Annotated in this window: 28 protein-coding genes; 12 read left to right on the forward strand and 16 right to left on the reverse strand. The window is 63.1% G+C overall.

The features are described from left to right. Together AKL29_RS45605 and AKL29_RS26315 are read right to left on the reverse strand one after the other, a co-directional pair. A partial coding sequence (locus AKL29_RS45605; RefSeq protein ID WP_244482428.1) for an iron-sulfur cluster assembly protein occupies positions 1-276 on the reverse strand: 276 nt, incomplete at its 3' end. 57 nt (positions 277-333) lie between these two features. Further along, positions 334-771, reverse strand: coding sequence for a VOC family protein (locus AKL29_RS26315; RefSeq protein ID WP_016843272.1), 438 nt, complete (start codon positions 769-771; stop codon positions 334-336). Between the two features lie 200 nt (positions 772-971). Between AKL29_RS26315 and AKL29_RS26320 the strand changes: the two genes are divergently transcribed. The 4 genes from AKL29_RS26320 (at position 972) to AKL29_RS26335 (ending at position 4,824) form a co-directional block, all read left to right on the forward strand. Further along, positions 972-1,844, forward strand: a complete 873-nt coding sequence (locus AKL29_RS26320; RefSeq protein ID WP_028334234.1) for an NAD(P)-dependent oxidoreductase — start codon at positions 972-974, stop codon at positions 1,842-1,844. Between the two features lie 296 nt (positions 1,845-2,140). Next, entirely contained in the window at positions 2,141-3,748 is a 1,608-nt protein-coding gene (locus tag AKL29_RS26325; RefSeq protein WP_028334233.1) for a sensor histidine kinase, read from the forward strand. A gap of 256 nt (positions 3,749-4,004) precedes the next feature. Then, entirely contained in the window at positions 4,005-4,208 is a 204-nt protein-coding gene (locus AKL29_RS26330) for a DUF1289 domain-containing protein (RefSeq protein ID WP_028334232.1), read from the forward strand. A 25-nt stretch (positions 4,209-4,233) separates the two neighbouring features. Then, complete coding sequence (locus AKL29_RS26335; RefSeq protein ID WP_028334231.1) at positions 4,234-4,824, forward strand: TIGR02281 family clan AA aspartic protease; 591 nt, start codon at positions 4,234-4,236, stop codon at positions 4,822-4,824. Between the two features lie 22 nt (positions 4,825-4,846). On the opposite strand, the gene catC is transcribed toward AKL29_RS26335, so the two are convergent. Both catC and AKL29_RS26345 read right to left on the reverse strand, forming a co-directional pair. Beyond that, on the reverse strand, positions 4,847-5,137 hold the full coding sequence (catC, locus tag AKL29_RS26340; RefSeq protein WP_028334230.1) for a muconolactone Delta-isomerase: 291 nt from the start codon (positions 5,135-5,137) through the stop codon (positions 4,847-4,849). Positions 5,138-5,224: 87 nt separating this feature from the next. Further along, complete coding sequence (locus AKL29_RS26345) at positions 5,225-6,802, reverse strand: 4-hydroxyphenylacetate 3-hydroxylase N-terminal domain-containing protein (RefSeq protein WP_050386165.1); 1,578 nt, start codon at positions 6,800-6,802, stop codon at positions 5,225-5,227. Between the two features lie 253 nt (positions 6,803-7,055). Here AKL29_RS26345 and AKL29_RS26350 point away from each other — a divergent pair, with 253 nt between their 5' ends. From AKL29_RS26350 to AKL29_RS26370, 5 genes are all read left to right on the forward strand, one after another. Next, positions 7,056-7,673 carry an FAD synthetase gene (locus AKL29_RS26350; protein ID WP_244482429.1) on the forward strand — a complete coding sequence of 206 codons (618 nt, stop codon included), beginning with the start codon at positions 7,056-7,058 and terminating at the stop codon, positions 7,671-7,673. Further along, positions 7,670-8,194 carry a flavin reductase family protein gene (locus tag AKL29_RS26355; RefSeq protein WP_050386166.1) on the forward strand — a complete coding sequence of 175 codons (525 nt, stop codon included), beginning with the start codon at positions 7,670-7,672 and terminating at the stop codon, positions 8,192-8,194. The genes AKL29_RS26350 and AKL29_RS26355 overlap by 4 nt, the downstream gene beginning before the upstream one ends. A 71-nt stretch (positions 8,195-8,265) precedes the next feature. Next, positions 8,266-9,135, forward strand: coding sequence for an intradiol ring-cleavage dioxygenase (locus AKL29_RS26360; protein WP_050386283.1), 870 nt, complete (start codon positions 8,266-8,268; stop codon positions 9,133-9,135). A gap of 109 nt (positions 9,136-9,244) precedes the next feature. Continuing rightward, on the forward strand, positions 9,245-10,381 hold the full coding sequence (locus AKL29_RS26365; RefSeq protein ID WP_244482430.1) for a muconate/chloromuconate family cycloisomerase: 1,137 nt from the start codon (positions 9,245-9,247) through the stop codon (positions 10,379-10,381). A gap of 165 nt (positions 10,382-10,546) precedes the next feature. Beyond that, positions 10,547-11,464 (forward strand): LysR family transcriptional regulator, encoded by a 918-nt coding sequence (locus tag AKL29_RS26370; RefSeq protein WP_244482431.1) that lies wholly within the window; start codon positions 10,547-10,549, stop codon positions 11,462-11,464. 9 nt (positions 11,465-11,473) lie between these two features. On the opposite strand, the gene dusA is transcribed toward AKL29_RS26370, so the two are convergent. Next, a complete protein-coding gene (dusA, locus tag AKL29_RS26375; RefSeq protein ID WP_283809424.1) occupies positions 11,474-12,469 on the reverse strand; it encodes a tRNA dihydrouridine(20/20a) synthase DusA in 996 nt (331 codons plus the stop codon). Between the two features lie 135 nt (positions 12,470-12,604). Between dusA and AKL29_RS43765 the strand changes: the two genes are divergently transcribed. Beyond that, entirely contained in the window at positions 12,605-12,814 is a 210-nt protein-coding gene (locus AKL29_RS43765; protein ID WP_050386169.1) for a hypothetical protein, read from the forward strand. Between the two features lie 290 nt (positions 12,815-13,104). Here AKL29_RS43765 and AKL29_RS46740 read toward each other — a convergent pair whose 3' ends face one another. Both AKL29_RS46740 and AKL29_RS26390 read right to left on the reverse strand, forming a co-directional pair. Then, positions 13,105-13,347 carry a TrbI/VirB10 family protein gene (locus AKL29_RS46740; protein ID WP_050386170.1) on the reverse strand — a complete coding sequence of 81 codons (243 nt, stop codon included), beginning with the start codon at positions 13,345-13,347 and terminating at the stop codon, positions 13,105-13,107. Positions 13,348-13,349: 2 nt separating this feature from the next. Next, positions 13,350-13,883, reverse strand: a complete 534-nt coding sequence (locus tag AKL29_RS26390; RefSeq protein WP_160321794.1) for an enoyl-CoA hydratase/isomerase family protein — start codon at positions 13,881-13,883, stop codon at positions 13,350-13,352. Between the two features lie 284 nt (positions 13,884-14,167). On the opposite strand from AKL29_RS26390, the gene AKL29_RS26395 reads away from it, so the two are divergent. After that, positions 14,168-14,677: a ParB N-terminal domain-containing protein gene (locus AKL29_RS26395; RefSeq protein WP_050386172.1), complete on the forward strand. Its 510-nt coding sequence runs from the start codon at positions 14,168-14,170 to the stop codon at positions 14,675-14,677. A gap of 83 nt (positions 14,678-14,760) precedes the next feature. On the opposite strand, the gene AKL29_RS26400 is transcribed toward AKL29_RS26395, so the two are convergent. The 6 genes from AKL29_RS26400 to AKL29_RS26425 are packed head-to-tail and all read right to left on the reverse strand — an operon-like array spanning position 14,761 to position 21,463. Continuing rightward, positions 14,761-15,978: a M20 family metallopeptidase gene (locus AKL29_RS26400; RefSeq protein ID WP_050386173.1), complete on the reverse strand. Its 1,218-nt coding sequence runs from the start codon at positions 15,976-15,978 to the stop codon at positions 14,761-14,763. Continuing rightward, positions 15,975-17,228, reverse strand: a complete 1,254-nt coding sequence (locus tag AKL29_RS26405; protein WP_050386174.1) for a diaminopropionate ammonia-lyase — start codon at positions 17,226-17,228, stop codon at positions 15,975-15,977. The genes AKL29_RS26400 and AKL29_RS26405 overlap by 4 nt, the downstream gene beginning before the upstream one ends. Positions 17,229-17,236: 8 nt before the next feature. Then, positions 17,237-18,823: a gamma-glutamyltransferase gene (gene ggt, locus AKL29_RS26410; RefSeq protein WP_050386285.1), complete on the reverse strand. Its 1,587-nt coding sequence runs from the start codon at positions 18,821-18,823 to the stop codon at positions 17,237-17,239. A 28-nt stretch (positions 18,824-18,851) separates the two neighbouring features. Beyond that, positions 18,852-19,655, reverse strand: coding sequence for a putative hydro-lyase (locus AKL29_RS26415; RefSeq protein WP_050386175.1), 804 nt, complete (start codon positions 19,653-19,655; stop codon positions 18,852-18,854). Beyond that, positions 19,652-21,037 (reverse strand): MFS transporter, encoded by a 1,386-nt coding sequence (locus AKL29_RS26420; protein WP_050386176.1) that lies wholly within the window; start codon positions 21,035-21,037, stop codon positions 19,652-19,654. The genes AKL29_RS26415 and AKL29_RS26420 overlap by 4 nt, the downstream gene beginning before the upstream one ends. Before the next feature lie 33 nt (positions 21,038-21,070). Then, positions 21,071-21,463: a RidA family protein gene (locus AKL29_RS26425; RefSeq protein ID WP_050386286.1), complete on the reverse strand. Its 393-nt coding sequence runs from the start codon at positions 21,461-21,463 to the stop codon at positions 21,071-21,073. Between the two features lie 142 nt (positions 21,464-21,605). On the opposite strand from AKL29_RS26425, the gene AKL29_RS26430 reads away from it, so the two are divergent. After that, complete coding sequence (locus AKL29_RS26430) at positions 21,606-22,097, forward strand: Lrp/AsnC family transcriptional regulator (protein ID WP_050386177.1); 492 nt, start codon at positions 21,606-21,608, stop codon at positions 22,095-22,097. A 469-nt stretch (positions 22,098-22,566) separates the two neighbouring features. Here AKL29_RS26430 and AKL29_RS41195 read toward each other — a convergent pair whose 3' ends face one another. Genes AKL29_RS41195 through AKL29_RS26440 form a run of 3 tightly spaced genes read right to left on the reverse strand, consistent with a single transcriptional unit; the run spans position 22,567 to position 25,522 of the window. Further along, positions 22,567-23,049, reverse strand: coding sequence for an OB-fold domain-containing protein (locus tag AKL29_RS41195; protein WP_193395254.1), 483 nt, complete (start codon positions 23,047-23,049; stop codon positions 22,567-22,569). Next, positions 23,046-24,242, reverse strand: a complete 1,197-nt coding sequence (locus tag AKL29_RS26435) for a thiolase C-terminal domain-containing protein (RefSeq protein WP_028334213.1) — start codon at positions 24,240-24,242, stop codon at positions 23,046-23,048. Before AKL29_RS26435 ends, AKL29_RS41195 begins: the two co-directional genes overlap by 4 nt. Then, on the reverse strand, positions 24,239-25,522 hold the full coding sequence (locus AKL29_RS26440; RefSeq protein ID WP_050386178.1) for a CaiB/BaiF CoA transferase family protein: 1,284 nt from the start codon (positions 25,520-25,522) through the stop codon (positions 24,239-24,241). The genes AKL29_RS26435 and AKL29_RS26440 overlap by 4 nt, the downstream gene beginning before the upstream one ends. Between the last annotated feature and the right edge of the window lie 28 nt (positions 25,523-25,550).

Raw genomic sequence — 25,550 nt, forward strand, 5'->3', positions numbered from 1 at the left:
CGGCCGCGGCGCCGGTGCCGCCCCGCCCGCCTTACGCTCGGCGGTCAACGCGATCATCGCGACGCTGACGCCGGGAATGGCGCGCACGGCGTTCTCGGCCTGCGCGCGCACGCTCTCCCAGGCGCGGGCCTCCGCGGCATCGACATTGATCGAGAAGAACACCTTGCCGTCGGTGACCGTGATCGCCGACAGCACATTGGCGTTGGTCAAGGCCGTGCCGCGTGGCGACATCACCTTGGCAAGGCAATCGAGAACCTGTTGCTGCGTCACGCTCACCGCGCATCTCCTGGAAAGTTCAAGAGACCGACCCATAGAGCGTTGCAGCGCAAAAGGCTACCTCGCTCCGACGTCGTCCCGCCGCTCGGCCGGCGCGGCCGAGCCGCCTTCCTTGGCGGCCTCGTAGTTCAGCTCGATCATGACCCCGTTCGGGTCGTTGACGAAGATCTGCCAGAGATCGCCGCCGGGAACCTGGCGCGAGTCGAATTCCATCCCCTTGGACTGAAGCCGCTGCCGCATCCCATCGAAGCCCTGGCTGGCAAAGGCGACGTGATGGACGACGCCCGAGTCGGGCTTTTGTGCCTCGTCGGTCGCCGAAATATCGACCAGATGCACGACCGCCTTGCCTTCGCTGTACATCCACGCACCGGGGAACGCGAAGTTCGGCCGCGCGCCCTTTTCCAGGCCCAGAATGTCCTCATAGAACCGCACCGTGGCGGAGAGATTCCGGGTCCGGATATTGAAATGATCGAGCACACCGACGCTCATGCCCATGCGATACACTCCCTTTTTTGTGAAGTTCGTTGGTGGGCCAATCCTAGCACAAAACCGCCTTCTGCCATCCCACCAAGGCCGTTGCCCTCCGCTGCACAGGGGGTATGGTGCGGCTCCTTCCATGGACGGAATGCCCCGCCCGCCGCGAATTTGCCGGCAGGCGAAGGGCGATCACCACGGCAAATCACAAGGTAACAGATATGGCTAAAGTCGCTTTTCTCGGTCTCGGCGTGATGGGTTTCCCGATGGCGGGACACCTCGTGAAAAAAGGCGGCCATGAGGTCACCGTGTACAACCGGACCGCGGCGAAGGCGAAGGAATGGGCCGACAAGTTCGGCGGCAAGACCGCGCCGACCCCGAAAGCCGCCGCCGAAGGCCAGGATTTCGTGATGTGCTGCGTCGGCAACGACAACGACCTGCGTTCGGTCACGATCGGCCCCGACGGCGCCTTCGCCGGGATCAGGAAGGGCGCGACCTTCGTCGATCACACCACCGCCTCCGCCGAGGTCGCCCGCGAGCTCGACGCCGCCGCCACCAAGGCCGGCTTCAAATTCGTCGACGCGCCGGTGTCGGGCGGCCAGGCCGGCGCCGAGAACGGCGTGCTGACGGTGATGTGCGGCGGCAGCGAAGACGCCTATGCGGGCGCCGAGCCGATCATCACCGGCGCTTACGCGCGGATGTGCAAATTGCTCGGCCCGGCCGGCGCCGGCCAGCTCACCAAGATGGTCAACCAGATCTGCATCGCAGGTCTGGTTCAGGGCCTGTCCGAGGGCATCCACTTCGCCAAGAAGAGCGGCCTCGACGTCGCCGCCGTGATCGAGACCATCTCCAAGGGCGCGGCGCAGTCCTGGCAGATGGAGAACCGCTACAAGACCATGAACGAGGGCAAGTACGATTTCGGCTTCGCGGTCGAGTGGATGCGCAAGGACCTCTCGATTGCGCTGGCGGAAGCCCGCCGCAACGGCGCCACCCTGCCCGCCACCGCGCTGGTCGACCAGTTCTATGCCGAGGTCGAGAAGATGGGCGGCAAGCGCTGGGACACGTCGAGCCTGCTGGCCCGTCTGCAGCGGTAACACTTCCCACCATCTCGTCATGCCCGGGCTTGTCCCGGGCATCCACGTCTTTGGATCCAACGAGAAGCAAGACGTAAATGGCCGGGACAAGCCCGGCCATGAGAACATGGCATTGTCAGACCCGGCGTGCGCATGTGCACCCGCCCTCGCACAACAGCGGGACCCCCGCGCAAAAGTTAATTTAACTTCCCGTTTACGCTTTTCCTTAGCTCTTTAAGGCAACGCTTAATGATTTAGCGTCACAGATAGACAATGCAAAAAGCCCGCGCGGTTCGTGGGCAGGATTTGTGTTGTTGATGAGTAATCCCGCAGAAAAGCCTGAAGTTGTAGCGCTTCCGGCAGGACCTCAGGTGACGGTGCCGGTGAACAGCCGGCGCGTCGCCGCGCAGCGGGTGCGCGAGGCGCGGGATCGGTTAACGTCAACCAGTGGAACCCGCCCGGCGTTCGACGCCGAACTGCTCCGCCAATACGCCCAGACCCGCATGTCGGCGTCCTACGTCGTGATGCTGCTCGTGGTGGCAACCGGTGTGCTGTTTGGCCTCTGGATGAAGCCGATCGTGGCCGGCGCCTGGACGGTCGGCATCCTCTGCGTCCATCTCGCCATCATCCGCAGCTGTTCCCGCTTCCTCGCCGAACCGACCTCCGTCGCGGTCACCCGCAAATGGCGGACCCGCTTCGTGCTGCTCGACTTGCTCTACGGCCTGTGCTGGACCGCGATCCTGATCCACCCCGCCGGGCGCGACCTCGCCTCCAACACGCTGATGATGTTTTTGATGCTGCTGGTGATCGCGGTCTCCAGCATGCTGGCCGCGAGCCTGCCGATCGCAGCACTTGCGGCGACCGTTCCGGTGACGGTCGGGATCGCGCTCGACCTCGTGCTCAACGGCGCGTTCGACAATTACGTGCTGGCACTGCTCGCACTTGCAGCCGAAGGCTATTTTGCCCTGCTCGCGCACCGCCTGCATTCGACCACGCTGGCGACGCTGGAGGCCCGCGCCGAAAAGGATGCGCTGATCGGCGAGCTGGAACAGGCCAAGGCGATCTCCGACGAGGCACGGCACCGCGCCGAGTCCGCCAACGTCGCCAAGTCGCGCTTCCTCGCCCAGATGAGCCACGAGCTGCGCACGCCGCTCAACGCGATCCTCGGCTTCTCCGAGGTGATGAAGAGCGAGATTTTTGGCGCGCATACCGTGCCAGTCTACAAGGAATATTCCGCCGACATCCATAATTCCGGCGTGCACCTGCTCAATCTCATCAACGAGATCCTCGACCTGTCACGCATCGAGGCCGGCCGCTACGAGCTGAACGAAGAGGCCGTGGCGCTGGTGCATGTCGTCGCCGACTGCCACCATCTCCTGAAGCTGCGCGCCTCCAGCCGCGGCATCACCATCCACGAGGTGTTCGAGCACGGCATGCCCAGGATCTGGGGCGACGAGCGCGCCATCCGCCAGGTCGTGCTCAACCTGCTCTCCAACTCGATCAAGTTCACGCCGCAGGGCGGCGAAATCTGGTTGAAGGTCGGCTGGACCGCGTCGGGCGGGCAATATCTGAGCGTCAAGGATACTGGAAGCGGCATCGCCGAGGACGAGATCCCGGTCGTGCTGGCCTCCTTCGGCCAGGGCTCCAACTCGATCAAGTCGGCGGAACAGGGCGCGGGCCTTGGCCTGCCAATCGCGAAAAGCCTGATCGACATGCATGGTGGCACCTTCACGCTGAAGTCGAAGCTGCGCATCGGTACCGAGGTGATCGTCACCTTGCCGCCGGAACGGGTGATGAGCGCGCTGGCGCCGATGACTGAAGAAGCGCCGCCGATGCAGCCGCCGGAGCCCGTCGAGCCCGCGATGGGCGCCGACCGGAAACGCGTGCGCCGCAAGTCGATCATGAGTGCCGGCACCGGATTGTAGAGCATGTCGCGGAAGATCGTGACGCGGTTATCGCTAGAGCCCTTTCCGTTCCGATGGATTCGGAACGGGGCTCTAGATTTTGGTTCTGACGCGTTTTCTTCACGCGAACCGGTATCCACTTCGCTCGAAAACGCTTCGGCAATAAACCCAAGGCGTTCGCGCCAGGACCATGCTCGCGACAAAAAGCCGTGGCGTGATGCAGCATCCCACACCAGCCGGCTTGCACTGGCCGCCGAAACCGTTCAACACTTGAACAATGAGCTCAGAGACGCCGTGTATCGCAGTCTGCATGATGGACCCCAGGACGAAGCTCTGCTTCGGCTGTGGCCGCACGCTCCCGGAGATCGCGCGCTGGCACAAGATGGACCGCGCGGAGCGGCTGTCGGTGATGGCGACGCTGCCGGCGCGCATGGCCGAGGCTGGGCTCGAGCGCATGGAGCCGCGTCCGAAGCGCGCGTGATCGGCGCTGCGGCGGGAGTTGCGCCGTGACCCGTATCCTCCTCGTCATCGTGCTGCTGATGGCAACCGCCGGCGCCGTTGTTGCCTACGGCGACCCCGAGCAGATCGCCCGCGCCAGGGAGAATCTGACCCAGATCTTCGGCCGCAGCATCACCGCCTCAGCCTCGACCTCCAGCTCCGCCCCCGCGGTGCAGATCGCGCGCGGCCAGGGCGGCGAGTTCGCGTTCCGCGCTAAGATCAACGGCGTCAGCGCCCCAATGGTGATCGACACCGGCGCGACTTCGGTCGTGCTGACCTGGGAAACCGCGAAAGCGATCGGGCTGCCGATCGATATGCTCGAATACAATGTCGACCTCGAGACCGCCGGCGGTCACACCAAGGCGGCGCGGCTGACGCTCGACCGGCTCGCGGTCGGCAAGCTGGTCGAGAAATCGGTGCCGGCGCTGGTGGTGCAGCGCGGGCAGATGAAGACCAACCTGCTCGGCATGAGCTTCCTCGACCGGCTCGAGAGCTGGGGCGTTCGCGCCGACACACTGAGCCTGACCGGCTACCCCGACGTCACCGGCAGCATCAGCACCTCAAGCCGCCACCGGCGCGCGCGCACGGCCGTCGACTAGCGCGACGGCGCCTGCCCCACCGCTATCGATCGTCGTCGTGGATCGACGACGGGTGCCGGCACAGCGGCGTGACCTCGATCTCCATGAACGGAAACAGCGGCAGGCTGGACAGGATGTCGTGCAATTCCTGCGCGCCGGACACGTCGAAGATGCTGACATTGGCGTAGCGCCCCGCCACCCGCCACAGATGGCGCCAGGCCCCCGTACGCTGCAGCTCCATGGCGCGGACGCGTTCCGCAGCCTTCAGCGCGTCGACCTTCTCGACCGGGAGATCGTGCGGAATCCGCACATCCATTTCGACGTGGAACAGCATGACAAGTGAACTCCTTCTACGACAAGATGGAACGGCGTGGAGCCGCCACGCAACTGTGGCGGCTCCATTGATCCGTCTAACAGATCGTCAGCCCTGCACCAAACCGCGGCTGACGAGGTTGATGTCGTCGGGGTTGACGAGGTCCTTCGCCGTCCAACCGGAGACGTCGTAGTCGCTCATGCAATTGCGGACGAAATCCTGCATGGCGCCGAGGTCGCCGGTGGCGCTCGCGGCCATCAGCGTCTCGACGCGCAGGTTCTCGTAATTGCCCGCATAGTTGCGCTCGTAGAGCTCATGCCGGCCGCCGAACTCGGAGCCGACCGCGTCCCAGAGCAGCTTCAGCAGCTTGATCCGGTCGATCGCGGCATAGCCGTTGGAGCCGCGCACGAAGCGGTCGAGATACGGCCGGATGGCCTCGCTCTCCAGATCGGCCGAGCTCGACGGCAGATAGATCAGGCCGCTCGCCACATGACGCTCGATCAATTCCTTGATCCGCGGATAGGCCATCGGCGCGAACACGCGATAGGCCAGCCCGTAGTTCAGGTTGGGCAGGTTGTAGCCATCGGTTCCCTGCCAGGCGATCGGCGACTTCACCATCGCGTCGGCAATGCCGTGGAATAGATTGCGCCAGGCAATCACCTCGCCCACCGCCGTCTGCACGCCGCGGAAGTCCTTTGACCCGGTCGCCTCGACCGCCATCGAGAACAGGCCGGCGATGAAGTCGAGCTTGATGGCAAGCCGCGTCACACCGTGCAGCGTAAACCGCGGGATGAAGCCCGAGGCCGGGAAGAACTGGTTGATCTTGTCGACGTCGCCATAGATGAAGACATTCTCCCAAGGCACCAGCACCTTGTCGAACACGAGGATCGAGTCGTTCTCGTCGAAGCGGCTGGACAGCGGATAGTCGAACGGCGAGCCGGTCGCCGCCGCGGTGAATTCGTAGGACGAGCGGGCAATCAGCTTGATGCCCTTGGCATCCATCGGCGCCGTGAAGATCAGCGCAAACGACTTGTCCTTGATCGGAATGCCGTAGTGGGCGATGAAATTGTAGTGCGTCAGCGCCGAGCCGGTCGCCACCACCTTCGCGCCCGACACGATCAGGCCGGCGTCGGTCTCCTTTTCGACATGCATGAAGACGTCGCGCACCTCCTCGATGGCGCGGTCGCGATCGATCGGCGGATTGACGATGGCGTGATTCCAGAAGTCCAGACGCTCCTGGGTCCGGGCGTACCACTTTTTCGCATTGCCGGCGTAATCGCCATAGAAGCTTGAATTCGCTCCCAGCGTGCCGAGGAACGACGCCTTGTAGTCCGGCGAGCGGCCCATCCAGCCGAACGCAACCTTCTGCAATTCGGCGATCGCATCGCGGCCCTTGACGAGGTCGTCGGCCGTTTTCGAGCCGAGGAAGAACGGATGGGTCAGCTGTCCCGAGCCGGTGTCGGTCAGGACGCCGATCTGATCCTTCTTCTCATGGAAGCGATCATACCAGCGCGCCACCATCCGCGCTGAATTGCGGAAGGCAGGATGCTGGGTGACGTTCTTGACGCGCTCGCCGTAGATGTAGATTTCCCGGCCGTCCTGGATGCTGTCCAGGAATTCCGCACCGGTATAGACGCTGGTGGTTGACGCTGGCACGTCGGCCCGCAGGGCAGCTGCTGTAGTCATGGGTTTCTCCTCCGCTTGTGTCGTTGGACCGGCGGCGCTTGCCGCACCGGCCCTAAGACCATCTCGTCACGCTCTTGGACGGCGTGACATCGGAGGAAACGCTACGCGCTCACCCGGAGCGGGCGAAAGGTATCACACCATACCGCGCAGACCGGCCCGGCTCGGGCTATGACTCGATAGCACGGACCGGACGGCAAGGATCGTTCGGCCGGCGCAACGCCGCAGCTAATGCAGCACGGCAAGGGAGCGAACCATGGGCAAGGGTTTTGACAGCAGCGCTGTCGCTTTCCATCGCGATGGGGAATTGGCCCTCGACGCCTGTGTCGTGACCATCGGCGCATTTGACGGCGTCCACCGCGGCCATCAGGAACTGCTGCGGCAGACCATCGCGGCAGCGCGGCGCCGCGGCATTGCAGCCGTGGTCTACACCTTTGATCCGCCACCAAAAGTGTATTTCGGCCAGGCCGAGCCGCTGATCTCGCTTCGCGAAAAGCTGGAGCGCATCGCAACATTCGCGCCTGACCACGTCGTCGTCGCCGATTTCAACCAGATCTACGTCCGGCGCACCGCGCTCGATTTCCTCACCGAATTGCAGCTTCTGCGACCACGCGAAGTCATCGTCGGCGAGGATTTCCGCTTCGGGTCCTGCAAGGGCGGCACCGCCCTGCTGCTGCGGCAGCACTTCAACACCCGCATCCTGCCGCCGGTGCGCTGCGGCAATGGCGAGATCGTCTCCAGCAGCCGGATTCGCGCCTTGCGACGATCCGGCCTTGCCGCCGCCGCGGCGACGCTGGAAAACTGGCGAGATATCGTGACCGCGCCACCGGCCAACCGATCCGGTTTGGCCCAACTCGAGGTCGCAAGCCAATGACCGCCATCGATCCGCGAGAGTTGCGCAATGCCTGTGGCCAGTTCGGCACCGGCGTCACCATCATCACGACGCATTGCGAGGGCCGCGATCACGGCATGACGGCCAACGCCTTCATGTCGGTCTCGCTCGATCCGCCGCTGGTCGCGATCTCGATCGCGAAAAGCGCGAAGATGCTGTGCAACATCCAGAAGACCGGCCGCTTTGCGGTCAGCATCCTCGCCGAGGGCATGGAGGATTTCGCCTGGCATTTCGCCGGCAAGCCAAGGCTCGACCTCTGCAACGTCTTCGAGCGCCGCAATGACCTGCCTGTGATCGCCAGCGCGGCGGCATACTTCGTGACTGATCTCGCCGATGAGATCGTCGCCGGAGACCACACGATCTTCCTCGGCCAGGTCCGCGAGATGTCGCTGGAGCCCAGCAAGAAGCCGCTGCTGTTCTTCCGCGGTCGCTTCGGCGGCCTTGCCGACCCGCACCCCGCGCCCGTGACGCTGGAGAATGCCGCTTACGAATTTGTCTGGTGAGGCCAGCAACCGATATTCCCGAAAACGGGGATGCAAGTTTGAGCAAACTGCAAGAAAAGGAGGAAACGACCATGCTGAACGTCAACAAGGACACCATCACCGACCACGTGATCGCCGCGCTCTCGAAGGACATTCCGGATCGCAACCGTCAGATCATGACAAGCCTGATCCGCCACATGCACGACTTCTGCAAGGAGGTCGACCTGACTTTCGCCGAGTGGTTCGCCGCATGCGAATTCCTGCGCCGCGCGGGCGACATCTCGGACGAGAAGCGCAACGAGTTCATCCTGATCGCCGACATCCTCGGCGTCGAGGTGCTGGTCGACATGCTCGATCACCGGGTCACCGACGGCGAGAGCGAGTCGACCGTGCTCGGGCCGTTCTACCGGGAAAACCCGCCGGTGCTGCCCAAGGGCGCCTCCATCATCAAGAAGACCTTCGACAACGCGCAGACCGTCAAGGTCTCAGGGCGCATCAGCGACACGGCGGGGCGACCGATCGAGGGCGTCACGATCGACGTCTGGGAAGACGCGCCGAACGGCCTCTACGACCTGCAGGATCCGGAACAGCCGGCCTACAATCTGCGCGGACGCTTCACGACCGACGCCAACGGCGAATATGCCTTCGTGGCGCTCCGCCCCGAGCCCTACCCGATCCCCTATGACGGCGCCGGCGGCGAGCTGCTGAAATATATGGGCCACCATCCCTGGCGTCCGGGCCACATCCATTTCATGCTTGCGAAGGACGGATATCAATCGCTGATCTCGCAGATCTACGATTCCGAGACCAAGTACCTCGACAACGACTCGGTGTTCGCCGTGAAGCAGAGCCTGATCGGCAAGTTCGCCAAGGCCCCCGCCGGCGCCGACACCGATCTGGTTCTCAACTTCGACTTCAAGCTCAAGAAAGCCGCTGTCGAACGGCTCGTCGCAGCCGAGTAGTACCCGTTACGTCCTGCCAGGCCCATCAGCCTGGCAGGGCTCACTGTGAACTGACCTGCGAGGACATATGAGTCGTGCCGTGATCGAAATCGCCGAACCCGTGGAGCGAGTGCAGGCTCACGCAAAGGACACTGCGATCCGCAGTATCCGCGCCACCATCGTGGAGGCGCCGACCCGCCGCCGGCACAAGCTCTCGAACACCGAGGTCACCCATCAGGGCTACGTGCTGGTGCGCGTCCTGCTCGACAACGGCGTGACGGGCATCGGCGAAGCCTCGACGCTCGGCGGGCCGCGCTGGGCCGAGGAGAGCGTGGAGTCGATCAAGGCCGCGGTCACGAATTATCTGGCGCCGGCGCTGCTTGGACAGCCTGCCCTCGCCTTCGAAGCCAATGCCTTGCGCATGAGCAAGGCCGCCACCCGCAATTTCGCCGCCAAGGGCGCCATCGAGTCCGCCCTGCTCGACGCCGCCGGCAAGACGCTCAGCCTGCCCGCCAGCGCCCTGCTCGGCGGCGCGGTGCGCGAGCGCATGGAGGTGATCTGGGCGCTGGCGTCGGGCGACAGCGGCCAGGAGGTCGAGGAAGCCAGGGAGAAGCTGCGGCGCCGCGAACACCGCCAGTTCAAGATCAAGTTCGGCTTCAACCGGCCGCAGGTCGATCTGAAACGGCTGCAAGCGCTGCGCGCCGGGCTCGGCGACGAGGTGCGCCTGATCGTCGATGTCAACCAGGGCTGGACCGAGGCCGAATGCATCCGCTTCATGCCGGCGCTGGAGGAGCTGGATGTGGCCCTGATCGAACAACCGGTGTCGGCGCTGCAACTGGAAGCGATGGCGCGTGTCGCGGCCCGCACCTCGATTCCGCTGCTGGTGGACGAAGCGGCTTTCACCAAGGAGGAAATCGCGCGCGCGGGCGCGATGGGCTGCGGCAGCGTCTACTCGCTGAAGCTCGTGAAGAGCGGGGGCCTGTTCGAGATGAAGCGCGCCGCTGCGGTCGCGGCCGCCCACGGGCTCGAACTCTATGGCGGCTGCCTGCTGGAGAGCAGCATCGGCGCGGCGGCGCATCTCGCCGCCTTCGCCACCCTGCCGAGGCTCGAATGGGGCACCGAGCATTTCGGTCCGCGAATCCTCGTGGAGGATCTGGTCGTCAACCCGATCAGGTTCGACGAGTTCGAGATCTGCGCTCCTGATGGCCCCGGTCTCGGCGTAGAGGTCGACGAGGACAAGATCCGCGCCGTCGCCCGGAAGGACTAGCCGGATGGCGTCGTTCCCGCGGACAATTGACAATCCACGGACCCACGCCCAGTCTTCGCGTCGGAACCATCGTCTCGATCGTGCGCACATGACCACGCGATATCAAACCCGGCAGGATTTTTCCGCAGCTTCCCCGGAAGCGCGCGAGCAGACGTTCGGCTAGCCGTGACCGATCGCGACGATGTCATGGATCTCAGGCGATTGGTCTATTTCGTCGCCGTCGCCGAGGAATTGCATTTCGGCCGCGCCGCATCGCGGCTTGCGATCGCGCAGCCGCCGCTCAGCCGGCAGATTGCGCAACTCGAGAGCGATCTCGGCGTCATGCTGATCGACCGGAGCCGCAGCCAGATCCGGCTGACCCAGGCTGGCAGCGTTCTGTTGGAACGTGCGCGCGACGTGCTGGAGCGGCTCGACCGGACGCACCGCGAGATCAAGCGGATCGGCGAAGGCTTTTCCGGACACCTGCGCGTCGCCTTCGTCGGCTCGGCGACCTATGGCGTGCTACCGAGCGTGATCCAGGCGTTTCGGTCGGCCTATCCTGACGTCGAGCTCGCGCTGTCGGCGATGAACAACGCCGAGCAGAAGCGCGCGGTGATCCAGCGCGAGATCGATATCGCCATCGCCCGCCCCTCGCTCGACGACGAGGAGCTGAAGTCGGAGCCGCTGCTACAGGAGCCGCTGATCCTCGCGCTCTCCGACACTTCGCCCTTGCTCGATCAAAGGGTCCCGCGGCTGGCGGCGCTGAAGGCCGAGACGTTCGTCCTCTACCCGCGCAAGCCGCGCCCGAGCTTCGCCGACCACATCCTCAACATCTGCCTCGAAGAAGGCTTCATTCCGAAATCGCAGGTGCTGGCCCAAGACTACCAGACCGCGATCAGCCTGGTGTCGGTCGGCGTCGGCATCGCGCTGGTGCCGAAATCGGTCTCGGAGGCGGAGCGGCCCGGCGTCGCCTACCGCGCCTATGAAGGACACAATCCAGGCACTGCCCTGTCGCTGAACTACCGGCGCGACAACCGGATGTCGCATCTGTTCAATTTCCTGAAGGTCGCACAGGACGTCACGCGGCGTCAGCGCAAGCCGTAACGAGCGCCCTCAGGCCGCGACCGCCGCCGGCGCGCGATCGTCAACGCGTGCGATCGCCTCGTGCAGCACGCAGATGTCAGCACCCGGCCGAACGCCGTTCTCCGCAAGGTGCCTGCGGAACGCACGCGCACCGGGGACGCCATGGAAGGCACCGACGAAATGCCGCGTGATCGAATGCAGCCGCGTGCCTTCGGCAAGCTGCCGCTCGATATAGGGCAGCATCGCCGCGAACACGTCCTTCATCGTCGCGTGCGGCGCAGTCTCGCCGAACAGCTCGGAATCGACGGTGAGCAGCCGCCACGGCTCCTGATAGGCCGCCCGCCCCAGCATCACGCCATCGACATGCGCCAGATGCTGCTCTGCCTCCGCAAGGCTGGTGATGCCGCCGTTGATGATGATGGGCACATCCGGCAACGCCGCCTTGAGGCGATAGACCCGATCGTAGTCGAGCGGCGGGATGTCGCGGTTCTCTTTCGGCGACAGTCCGTTGAGCCAGGCCTTGCGCGCGTGCACGACGAGCACGTCCGCGCCCGCGGCAACCACCCCGCGGGCCAGCGTATCGAGCGCGACTTCCGGATCCTGGTCGTCGATGCCGATCCGGCATTTCACCGTGACGGGAATCCGCACCGCGCGCTTCATCGCCGCAACGCCTTCGGCGACCAGCGCGGGCTCGGCCATCAGGCAGGCACCGAAGCGGCCATCCTTCACCCGATCGGAGGGACAGCCGACATTGAGGTTGATCTCGTCGTAACCGAACTGCTCGCCGATCTCTGCAGCGGTCGCCAGATCGCGCGGATTGGAACCGCCGAGCTGCAGCGCCACCGGATGCTCGCTGGCGTCGAAGCCGAGCAGCCGCGCCCGGTCGCCATGGATGATGGCGCCGGTCGTCAGCATCTCAGTATAAAGCCGCGCACGCCGCGACATCAGCCGATGGAAGACCCGGCAATGCCGGTCGGTCCAGTCCATCATGGGTGCCACAGAAAAGCGATAGTCTTGCGCTTCCAATGATTTACCTTAAGCTCTCAATGGGATGTAACAAGAACGAGTACCCGCCAAACTTGCCGAATTTGCACACGTTTGTACCCGTTTTGACCTCTCGACGCACACGTATCGCACACCGTTTGGGAAAAGCACACGACCATGGCCACCTTTACTCAGGTGCCGTCGGGAAACTGGCGGGTCCAAGTTCGCCGCAAGAACCGTTATGTGGCAGAGACCTTTCGCCGCCGCAAGGACGGCGAGGAATGGGCGCTCGACGTGGAGCGCAATATTGATCGTAGCGGGTCACCCAAACCGCGCGCTGCCGTGAAAGCGAAGACCTTCGGCGACATCATTGATCTGCACATTTAAGACATGCGCGACGTCGGCCGCCCACCACGCCGATCCAAAGCGGCGGTACTGAAGGCGCTCAAGGAGGAGCTCGGATGCACCAAGATACCTCGGCTGGACCGAGAACGGCTTATTGAATATGGCCGCAAGCGAGCGAAGGAAGGCGCCAGGCCGGCGACCCTCGCAATCGATATGGCTTTCATCAGGACACTCGCGACGCACGCCGCGGCCGTCCACGGAATTGAGGTTTCTGCCGAGGAGGTTCGCCCTCGCGCGCTTCGCGTTGAAGCATTTGGGTCTCGTCGGAAAAATCAGACGAGCGAGACCGGCGGCCAACGCAGGATGAGCTCGACAAGCTCATTGAATACTTCGAGACGAATCCACGACAGGTCATTCCCATGGGCCGCATCGTTCGCTACTCCGATCAGCGTCGCCAAAGCCACGCCCTTGAGCAGTTGCCAGGTATGGAAGTCCACCTCATCCTCGAGCCCGGCATAGCCTGCAACATCCGTGGCCGGAAGGTTCTCGATCACGATCGAATTGCTGTTCGGCAAGATCAGTCGCGTCCAGACGACCAGTGCCCGCTTCTGCCCAAACGGGCGAGCGGATCGGCGACAACCTCATGCACAATTCCGATTTCGTGCGCGCGCAGTCCCGTCACTGTCAGGCCACAGAGGATCATCTCGAGCGCCTTGGTCTCTCCAACGATCCTGGGCAAACGCTGTGTACCGCCACCACCCGGAAAGATACCGATGCGCGTTTCCGGAAGTCCGATCGCCGCGACACTGCTCCCGGCGATGCGCAGGTCGCAGGCCAGCGAAAGCTCGAAGCCTCCTCCCATGCACAGGCCATTGATAGCCGCAATGACCGGCTTGTCGACCGCTGCAATCGCATCTGTCAGCGCGTGGAAACCAGGTGGTCGAGGACCAGGCGACGGCGGGGCGCGAGGCGCTCCGCGCTCAATCGCATCCGCGGCCTCAGAGAGTTCCCCAACGTCGTAGTGACGGATGAAGATGCCGGGTAGGCCCCCTGTAATGACAATGACCCGCACCGATGGGGCCATCCCTGCAGCGGCGACCGCATCGAACATCTCGGCCGCCCCGGCGGCCGTCATGGTGCCGAATGGGGGTTAGCGTAGGTGATGACACGGACCGCGTCGCGATCCTGGTTGGAAACAAGAGGCATGGCCTACCCTCACCGCAACCGCTCGCCGAAGAATCACGCGTTGGCGGTGCACCCCTCAGAATGCGCCCGGGTCCCACACCGATCAATCCTGCGCGCGCTAATATTGCCATTGCAGCCGAGCGCTTCATTCCTAAAATCCCGCCTCCCCGGCATGCGTTTCGGACGGGCCTGTACAGCGGAGTAGACGTTATGCCCAAACCGGAAAGCTTCCCAATCGAGAAGATCTACGTTCCCGTGAAAAGAAGGAAGGCAATCAAACCTCAAGTCGTCGAGGAGATCGCTGGAAGCATTCTGGAAATCGGACAACAAACCCCCATCCTCGTCCGGCCCGACGAAGACCGCTTCGTTCTGGTCGAGGGACTACATCGGCTCGAAGCTTGCAAGGCGCTTGGAGAGACGACGATTGTGGGAATCGTGGTCTCTGCGGAGGATGCTCAGCAACGGACGCTCTTGTCCGAGGGACCCGAAGCAGATGCAGAACGCGACAAGATGGCGCGATTGAAAAAGCTGCGTCTCGAGAAGGAAGCTGCAGAAAGTTCGATTACTGCTTTGAACAAGACGGATAAGGAGCGAGCCCGCGCGGCAAGGGGCGCGGGCGAGAACTCGAGAACATCGCCAAGCCGGGCCTCAGGACCGACGCCGAAAAAGACGTTGTCGGAGTGGATCGCGCAGCAAAAGCGCGACGGCGGCCGTTATTGATCGACCGCTTTCGATTCTGCATCCGCCGTCAGCGGAATCTTCATGACGATTGCCGTGGCCTGGACTAGGAAGTATTCACCTCCTCAGCGAAGACTCATGAGATCAATCGCAGCAAGGGCATAGATTTTCGCGCAATCGACAACGTCCTGCTCGTTGGCATAGTCGTCAACGCCAGCTGACAACGTCGGCTGTGGTCCGAAACATGCGGCCGGGACACCCTTGTTCCGCCAGTGACGGGCATCGCTGCCTGGAAGCCGCACGACCAGCTGAGGTGTCTTTCCTCGCACATTGGCAATCACATGAATCAGGCTCTTTGCATACGGGCTATCGGCCGCCTCCCAATTCGCATCCCACTCCTTCGGATACGATAGACGGATTCCCGGAACGGTGCTGGCGATCTTCTGCAGGCGGTGCTTGACGCTTGCAGCAGTGATGCCCGGTGGAAGTCTGAAATCAAACCGGGCAAGCGCGGACGGCGAGATCAGGCTACGCACTTCGCCAGCCTGGATTACGCCCGCGTTGGCCGACAACCGAAGCCCCAGATTTCCCTCTCCGCCGGTCACGCCTTTGAGTTCCTCGGGCAAGGTCGCAAAGACGTCGTTGAAGGTATCGACCTGCGCCATGAAGTTGGCGAGCTTGCCGACGGCGCTTTCGCCGCGCAGCGCGCGGGACGAATGCCCTCCCGGTCCGGTTGCCTCAACATCCACCCAGAGAAGGCCTTTCTCCGCGACAGCGAAATCCATAAAACCGGGACCTTCTGCGCTGATCATAAAGTCGCCGGCAAGATCCGGCCGAACCGCAAGGAGATGCTCGGTGCCGCGTCCGCCGAACATGACCTCGTCGCAAACGGCCGTGAAGCTCAAGCTCCCCGGAAGCTGATCACGATGCCGCGCAAGCACGGTCGTCGCGAGAGCCATCGCGGCGAGACCGCCCTTCAGGTTGCCCATGCCAAGGCCGTAAAGACGACCGTCCTTGCGCGTTAACTCGAGACGCGGCACGCTCCACGCGGACTCGTCGCCCGGCTGCATCGTGTCCATGTGGGCGTTGAAGACCACATGCTTTCCTTCCGCCGAGCCGCTCAGCGTCAGGTGAACGTTCGCGGCGTCGTCGACAACAGCGATCCGCTCGCTTGCCAAGCCCCTCCCTCGGAGAAACGCCTGCAATTCGTCCGCTACTTCCGTCGTCCGCCCCGGCGGATTCATGCTCGGAGCCGCGACCAGCCGACGGCACAGATCGACGAGAGCCTCGCGATCTTCGTCGATCTCACGCAAAATAAGCTCGTTCCAGCCAGACGACGTCATTGCACTAATTCCTTCCTGGTCGACCAGCCAGCCACGACGCGCTCAGGCGCCTTCCCGACGATTCGCTCGTAGACGGCGGGATCGGTTGCACCTTCCGTGCCGATGACCAGCACCACGCTCTCTTCCGTCAACTTGATGGCATGTCGGGCGTCGGCATCGCCTGCGGCCAGAAGTGCTGCAGCCAAACCCGCGACGGCGGACTCACCGGCGACGATCGGATGATCGCCGTACCGACCGTCCGCAAGCAGGCGCATCGTTTCCGCCGCGGATGCGTCGGTGATCGAGAAGAAGCCGTCGGCGCCCGCATCGAGGATCGACCAGGCCAGAAGGGAGACCTCGCCGCAGGCAAGACCCGCCATGATCGTGTCCAGCGAGCCGTGGTCGGCAGTCGGCCGCCCCGCCGCCGCGCTAAGGTAGAGGCATCGTGCCGTCTCGGGCTCAGCCACGTAGAACAAGGGCGACTTCTCGCCGAAACGCTCCCAAAGATAGGAGCAGACGGCTGCAGCGAGGCCGCCAACGCCGCCCTGCACGAAGACGTGGGTCGGAAAAGCACCGCGCGGCATTTGCTCGACGGCCTCCTCCACCATCACTCCGTACCCCTGCATGACGTAGCGGGGAATGTCGGTATATCCCTCGTAAGACGTATCGGAGATCACCTGCCAGCCGTTTCGCGCTGCCGTGTCTGCAGCCTCGCGAACGGCGTCGTCATAAGTTCCGTCGACCACGCGTACTTCAGCGCCGTAGGCAGCGATCGCATCGCGGCGGCCCTGGCTCACCGTGGCGTGCACGAAGATCACGCACCGGCACCCGAAAGTGCGGGCGCCCCATGCCACGGACCGGCCGTGATTTCCGTCCGTCGCACAGGTCACCGTCATGCCGGTCGTGACGTCTTTCAGCGATCCGGCCCCAAGCTCTTTCGTGCTCGGGCGCTTGCCGGCGAGCGCCTCTACTTCGCGCTGCAGGAAGGAGGCCACCGCGTAGGCTCCGCCCAGGGCCTTGAAGCTGCCGAGGTCAAAGCGAGCGCCCTCATCCTTATAGAGGATCGTGCGAACGCCCGCGGCGCTCGCCAGCCCGTTCAGACGCCGCAACTCGGTGGGACGATAGCCGGGCCAGGTGGTGATCTCCTTCCGCGCCTGATCGAGGGCTGCGAGGCTGAGGATATCGCCGCGCCCGCTGTCGCCGTACTTTTCCTGACGAACGGGGTTCGGGTTGGGTTGGAGGGAGAAGTTTTCGCTGAGGATTTTGAACATTTGGTCTCTCAATAACCTAGTGCGACGCCGTCACGACGGGAATCTGCCCCGCCTCTTAGGACCCCGCGTTTCCGGTCGATCCAGATCGCCTGGGCAGTTCCAAGTGGATTGGGGGCCGGCGTCGGGCGGTGCCCGAGAGCGCGAAGACCTTCGACAACATGCGCCGGAACGGTTCCTTCGACGTCCAGCACGTCACCGCGAGCAAAGATGCGCGGTTGGTCGATGGCTTCCTGCACGGACATCTTGTAGTCGAGCAGGTTCGACAGGATCTGGATCTGCCCAATCGGCTGAAAGTGACCACCAGTCACGCCGAAGGAAAGCACGCACTCGCCGTCGCGGGTGAGCATGGCCGGCAGGATGGTATGCATCGGACGCCTGCCGCCCGCGAGCGTATTCGGATGGTCGGGTTCGAGCACAAAGCCGAAGCCGCGATTGTGCAAGAGGACCCCGCACTCGGGGGCGACGATGCCGCTGCCGAAATCGTCGAAGATGGAGTTGATGAACGAGACTGCGGTGCGATCCTTGTCGACGACGGACAGAAACACCGTGTCCTTGTGTTCTGGCATCGCGACCGGAACGACATCGACCAGCCGCGAGTTCTGCGATATCCGGCCGGTAAGGATGTCGGCACGGGCCGAGCTCTTCATGCGTTCGACGGGTACTGGTGCGGCATCGGGATCGCCGACGAAGGCGTCCCGCTCCGCATAGCCGATGCGGGCAATCTCGGATAGCAGATGGTAGCGTTCGACCGATACCGGAGCGAAGTCCGCGACGTTATATCGGTCGAGTAGGTTTGCCATGGCAAGAACAGCAACGCCCGAGCCGTTAGGCGGGCATTCCCATAACTCGTAGCCACGATAGGATGTCGATATCGGCGTCTCGTATCGGGGCCTGAACGCGGCAAAATCTTCAAGCGTGTGAAAACCACCCAGCGAACGAAGCGCCTTCACGATGCTTTCTGCGATCCACCCTTCGTAGAATACGTCCGCTCCCTTTGCGGCGAGGTCCTTGAGGGCGCAAGCGAGCGCCGGCTGCATGTGCAGCTGGCCTGGCTTCGGCGCTTCCCCGGCGGGAAGAAAGACCGAGGTCGTCGCGGCGAGACGCGACAGCTTCGGCACCTGCCTGCTCCAGTCCCGGGACAGTCGCTCGGTGACCGGATAACCGTTTTCCGCAGCCGCGATGGCCGGTGCGAGAAGACGCGCCAGATCGAACGTTCCGTGGTCCTCCGTGAGCCGCGCCCAGGAGCGTACAGCGCCCGGAACAGTAACCGTGTGGACGCTTTCGGGATCGAGCGTTCTGATTCCGGCTTCCGCGAGACTGCCGAGGCTTACCGCAGCCGGTGCAGCTCCGGACCCGTTAAGGGCGATGACCGGCTGCCCTTCCCGTTTCAACAAGACGAAGCAATCCCCCCCGACACCTGTTTGGGTCGGCTCGACGACGGCAAGCATCGCTCCCGCCGCTACAGCTGCATCTACGGCGTTGCCGCCATCGCGCAGCACATCGATCGCGGTCAATGTGGCAAGCGGGTGCGTAGTAGCGGCCATGCCGTTCACGCCGAAGGCTTCCGACCGCCCCGGTGACTCGAAGTTTCTCATGCCTCCCCCCTTCCGGAACTGGCGGCGCCTAAAAGGAAGCGAGGCCAGCATTACGCAGGTCTGTAATGAGCATGGAGGACGGCGCGTGCGTGATGCACAAGGGCGGCTTTGCGTTCGCGGTCGCAAGCTGCGGGGTGAGTCCGCAGGCCCAGAACAGCGGGATCTCGTGTGGAAGCACCTCTCCCGAACCTACCTCCCTGTACCTCTTCGACAGGTCCACTCCGATCAAGCCGGGATCGCCGATATGAACGGGAGCACCATGAACGTTCGGAAAGCGCGACGTTATCTGGATGGCACGAATAGCCTCCCTGGCCGCGAACGGTCGCATCGTGACCACCAGCTTCGCACGGAAGTCACCGGCAGGCATCGTATCTACCGTCGTCTCATAGACGCCAGCCACTTCGCCACGCTCGAGATACCTGAGCGCAATTCCCGCTTCCACCAAGGCGTACTCGAACGAAAAGGAGCAACCCAAAGCGAAGGTCACCAGGTCATCCTGCCAGAGCCGGGATATGTCGGTCACTTCTTCCGCGAGTTGACCATCGCGAAAGACGTGGTACCGCGGCACATCGGTGCGGATGTCAATATCCTTCCCCAGGGTGGGAAGACAGGGATCGCCGATATCCGACCGGGCAATCAGGGGACATGGCTGCGGATTGCGTTGGCAGTACAGAAGGAAATCTTCCGCATGGCTTCGAGGAAGAATGCAGATGTTCGCCTGCACGCGATCCGGTGCGAAGCCGGCCGTGTAGCCGACATAAGCACCGGAGCGCACCGCCTTACGGACCGAGGTGACGTCGCGCGTATCGAAATCAGGAGCCCGACTGTTCATGGCACCGCCTTGGTCGCAGGCACCTCGACGGGCGCGTAATCCGACATCGGTCGAGCCATTGTATTGGTCGCGAGTTCGAGCGAACGTCCGCCAGTTTCACGTCCAAGCAACGCCATGGTAACGGCCTGCACGAAAAGTAGCCCGCCGATCGTGGACAGCACCGCAGCGACGCCCCAGTTGTTGAAGAGATAGACAACGCCGAAGGGAACCACAGCCGTCGTAAGCCTTGCTATTCCAACACAGACAGCGTTGCAGCGCATACGAACCGACGTCGGGAAGAGCTCGGGCAAATAGACCGCCTGGATCGTCGCGAGAAGAAAGTAGATCAACGCGAAGGTGGCGAAGCCGATGCCCACGGCCGCGACCTGTGAAGTGGCTTGGCCGAACAGCACTGTCATGACGGCCGCACCGATAGAGCCGCCGATGATCGCGACGCGTCGACCCAAACGATCGACCCAAAGCCGGGCGACGAATGCTCCCGTTGGCGCGCCGAGGGACATGAGCGCGGACTGGCCGAGGGTCTGATTGATCGGGATGCCCTGCTTGAGAAGGAAAGTCGGGATCCACGAGACGAGGCCATATAGGGCTGCGAACATGATGACCTGTAAAACCGTTCCGAGGACCAGAGGCCGAATGAACGCCTTTTGCCAAATTGACCCGGGTGCAACTGCAGGCCGCCACTCCGGAGCGTCTAGTTCGCCGTGCTCTCTGCGAGCCTCGTGCTCGATAGCAGAAACGACCTGGTCCGCTTCGCTGAACCGCCCCTTGACCTCCAGCCAGCGCGGAGACTCGGGAAGCGCCTTTCGAAGCCATAAGATGACCAGCGCTCCAACGCCGGGGACAGCGAACATAACGCGCCAACCGAATACCGGGATGAGCGCCCAGCTCAGCAGGGTCGACACCAGTAGCCCCATGCTGGAAATCATCGAGAGCGTGGAAACCCAGCGCCCCCGCTGCTGCGGCGGCACGAACTCGGCAAGCGTCCCATAGCCCAGGACGATCTCGGCACCGAGGCCAACGCCGCAAAGGAACCGCAGAAAAACGACCCATTCCATGTTGGGCGCCGCCGCACCGGCGAGCGAGGCCAGACCAAAGATCGCCAAATTCCACTGGAAGGTCACCCGGCGACCGAGCAAATCCGCGACGACGCCGGCCCCGACCGTTCCCAGAAACATGCCCAGGAACGTCGCGGACACGAAGTACGCATTCAGGTCGAGACTGGAAAAGCCGGTTGAGAGAAACACGCCCAGCACTGCGCCGGCTATGTAGATATCGAGGTTGTCAAAGAACATGCCGCCACCCACGAGGGCGACGATACGCTTGTGAACCTTCGAGATCGGAAGGCGGTCGAGGCGTGCCGATACCGAGCTGGCTTGCTGCATTTTCTCCCCTTCTGGATTTTGTAGTTGTTTTACCTATCGCCTTGCGACGCAGTCGATCTCGATCAGAGCGTCCCTTACGAGATCGGTGACGCCGACGCAGGTCCTCGTCGGTCGATGATCCGGGTGAAAAAACCGGGAGTAGACCTCGTTCATCTCGTCGTAATCGCGTTTGAAGTTGGTGAGAAACGCGCGGACGCTGACCACGTTTTCGATCTTCAGGCCGAGGCTCCCCAGTACCCGTTCCATGTTCTTGAGGGTCTGCTCCGTCTGCGATGCGATACCTTCAGGAAGTGGCGAGCCGGGCTCATCGAGATTTCTCGCAAATTGACCCGTCAAGAACACAAATCCATCGGCCTCGACCGCATGGCTGCTCGGCGACATCGACGGGGGTAACCCCGGCACCGTGTGGCGCGTAATCGTGCTCATCATCACCTCGTTCGGAATCTCTCAGGCCCGGATCCGGCGCAAATGCCGTCCGCATCGACGACTGTCATGGAGGTGACAGTATTGCGCTCTGTCGAGAAAAGGCCTCTAAGTGGGGCCGGATCCCGTGATTTTGTTGCGCGCCATGGCACCGACACAAGAACTTCGCTTGAATGACCTTGATCCTCAGGATCTTGCGATCCTGGAGATTCTTCAGCGAAACAACGCAACTCCACAGCGGACGATCGGAGAAATGGTCAACCTGTCCGCGGCTGCGGTGCAGCGACGGATCAGCCGTCTGGAAAAGCACGGCGTCATCCAGGGTAACGTCGCCATCCTGAACCCCGCGTCAGTTGGTCAACCAATTACCGTGCTGGTGGAGGTCCAGATCGAGAATGAGCGGCTTGACTTGCTGGAGGCGTCGAAGGGGAGTTTCGCCTCGGCCCCGGAAGTGCAGCAATGCTACTACGTGACGGGAGAAACAGACTTCGTGCTCGTCGTAACAGTGGGGTCCATGCAGGAATACGAACAGTTGACCAAGCGCCTGTTCTTCGAAAACCACAATATCAAGCACTTCAAAACCCTGGTCGTGATGGACCGGGTGAAGGCGTCGATGGCCTTGATCCTGCCGAAGTAAGGATCGCGAAATCTTGCCGCTCTCATCCATCTCTGCGGCACAGGCAACGCATTGGCCTTCGTGCGCCGCGGCTTCCAGCCGGCAGCGGGCGAGCGCTGCGGCGACCACCTCGTCGCGGCGTACATAGCGAAGGTCAACGGGATGAAAAAGTAAATTCCTGAAGCGTACAGCGAGCGACAGCAATTGAGTGGGAAGTTGCACACCGCGCACGAACCCTTCGGCGCGAGCTCTGCACATGCGAGCGCAAATCTATATCCTCCAGAAAAGGGAGGATCTGCTCTCGTTCATACTTCCTCTTGATCTTCCAGTGCACATGCCGTGCACTCGCAGCCCTATAACCCATTGAAACTCTGAACTCTCACTCCAGTCCATTGTTGAGCCTTCCGGAGCCATCTCATGCCAATCATGCCAAGGCAAACCGTCTAAGCCGCGGTTTGTCTGAAGGGTTTCTTGCCAGCCCGCAATCTCATTAGGCGCCCGATCGACTGTCCGACGCGTCAGCGTCTCGCTGTAGCCACCAGTGCAGCAAGGAGAACACTGGATCGGCCTCCAGGTGATGTTCGAACACCCCTTTAACCTCGGTTCCGATGACCACGGTCTGCCGGGGATCGCCCGGCAGATTACCCACCATGCGTACGCCACCGGCGTGTGGCAGCTCAACGAGCAGCGCGAGATATGGGGCGCACTGCTTTAGCGCCGGGTGGGATGGATGCCACACGCGTTCCCAACTGTAGATGCGGCCAGTCGGCTCGACGTCAGTCCACGTGAGATCAAAGGAATGACAATTGTGGCAAATCCATTCGGGCCCGAACTGCCAGGTGCAGCAGCGATCGCAGCGTTGCACCAGTAGGCGATTTTCACGCAAGCCCATCCAATAGGGTGTCGAGAGGCCGTCCGGCTCGCCCACTGGAATGGGCAACCCGACAGGGAGATAGTGCGTAGGTCCACTCATAACGTTGCCTCCGAACCCAGGATGAGGTTACTGGCCGGCGTCACCATCGGGCCGCCGATCACCAACGCAACATCATTTCGTCGAGCCTGGCTCGTCGACGCGCCACGCACCTGACGAACAGCTTCCAGCACCAGCTCAAAGCCGTGCATGTAGCATTCGGCAAGGTTGCCGCCACTGGTGTTGAGCGGGAGCCTCCCGGATGGAGCGATCAAATTGTCGAAAGTCAGGAAGTCGTTGGCCTTCTCGGGCCTGAAGAAGCCATGCTCCGCCAGCGCCATCACGACACCGCCGGTGAAGTTCTCGTACGCCTGGACCACGCCGACATCTGACGGCCCTACCCCGGCCATGCGGTACAGATCGGGGGCAACTGTGTCGAAGCTCGCGGTAGCGTAGAGCGGCGCGTTGTGCGCCGTCGCGGCTGCACGATGGCCCGAGCCGAAGGCCGCACCGAGTACGTAGGCCGGCTTGGACGCGAAGTCCTTGGCGCGCTCTACCGATACCAGCAGCAAGGCCGCCGCTCCGTCATTCTCCATGCAGCAATCGTAGAGATGGAATGGCTCCACGATCCAGCGCGAGGCATCGTATTTCTCCGCGTGCAGCGGCCTGCCATGCATCACGGCACGCGGGTTGGCCTGGGCATGATGATAGGAGGCGAGAGCAATCGAGCGTAGCGCCTCCTGCCGCACGCCATGCTCGTGCATGTAGCGCTGCACTCGCATGGCAAAGCGCTGCGGGGGCGCCAGCACACCATAGGGCATCAGATAGGACCGTTCGCCGGAAACGGTGTGAATCCCGGCTGCCTGTCCGAAACGGCCATATTGGCCCTGCGCCAATGAACGGAACACCACGACACAATCGGCAAGGCCTGCGACGATCGAGGCGGCCGCGTTGGCGACCGCCGCGCAGCAACCGCCGCCGCCTCCGCCCCATTGCATGGTGGCGGAGCGCAATCGATGCGTGCCCAGCGCTGCAGCCAGCCGTGACGCCTCGCTGCGATCGTCGCTGTAGGAAGAGAAGCCATCGATCTCGCGGGGATCGAGCCCGGCATCCTCGCAGGCCGCCAGGATCGCCTTCAGCGCGAGCTTGAATTCCGGATCGGGAGAAGCGCCATGACGATAATATTCGGTTTCACCGATCCCGATCACGGCCACGCGGCCCCGCAGCGTACGCTCGTCTCGCGCGCGCCCGGTCACGGCTTGGCATCCCGTTGCGAAGCCTGGCTGCCGAAGGCTCCGCCCTTGATGAGGCGCGCGACCTCCGCCTCATCATAGCCGAGCAACTCGCGCAGCACGTTTCCGGTGTGCTGCCCAACGGTCGGTGCCGCGACGGGATCAACGATCGGCGTCCGCGAATAGCGGATCGGCAGGTTGACATTGGGCACCCACCCCACCATCTCGTGCGGGATCCGGGTGACGATCCCGCGTTCCCTCGCCTCCGGTGAGCGGATCGCCTCGCCGACGGTCCGCACCTGGCCACAGGGGACGCCAGCCGCCCGCATCCGCGACTGCCAGTGCGACCAGGGCTGCCGGCCAAAGGCATCGCCGAGAATCGCGAACAACTCCTCGCGCCTGCGGATTCGGTCAGGGCCGGTTGCATAAATCTCGGCCGCCGCGAGATCCTCGCGCTCAAGGACCTGCGCCATCAGGCGTTGGAAGATCTTGTCATTGCCGCAGTTGATATAGAACGAGCAATCGCTCGCCAGGAACACGCCCGACGGACACGTGTCCGGGCTGGTGTTTCCGCTTCGCTTCGGATCGGTGCCATTGAAGAGCGACTGCGTGGTCGCGTAGCCGGTCATCAGGACGGCATTGTCGAACAATGACACCTCGATGGCCTGGCCTTGCCCGCTGCGCTCGCGCGCCAACAACGCGCCAAGGATTGCATTGCTCGCCATCATCGCGGTGCTGATGTCCATCACCGGCGACAAGGCCCGCACCCCTTCCCGGTCGGCGTAGCCGTTCATCGACACGAAGCCGCTCTCGACCTGCGCGATCGGATCGAAGCCGAGCCGGTCCGCAAACGCCCCGTCGCGGCCATAGGCCGACACCGAGCAATAGATGATCTCGGGCTTGATCTTGCGGCAGCTCTCATAGTCGAGCCCGAGCCGCGCCATCACGCTCGCCGAAAAGTTTTCGACGAGGACGTCCGCCGTCGCGATCAGCTCACGCGCAACCTTCAGGCCCTCCGGGGACTTCAGATCGAGAGCAACGCTGCGCTTGTTGCGGTTGGTCCAGAGGAACGGCGCACCGTGCTTGAGATCGGGATGCACCGGGGGATAGCGGCGCAGATCGTCGCCGCGGCCCGGCGCCTCGATCTTGATCACCTCGGCGCCCATGTCGGCGAGTATCATGGTCGCAAACGGTCCCGCGATGAAATGCGAGAAATCGATCACCCGAATCCCCTCGAGCGCCTTTGGCGCGCCGGGAGGACGAGGCGTGTGCTCGGGGAAATCGGCTTCGAGTTGGTCCAGCATCGGGATATCCGTTGGTTTGAGAAATGTT

Origin of the sequence: Bradyrhizobium pachyrhizi, from assembly GCF_001189245.1 — a bacterium.
GTDB lineage: Bacteria > Pseudomonadota > Alphaproteobacteria > Rhizobiales > Xanthobacteraceae > Bradyrhizobium > Bradyrhizobium pachyrhizi.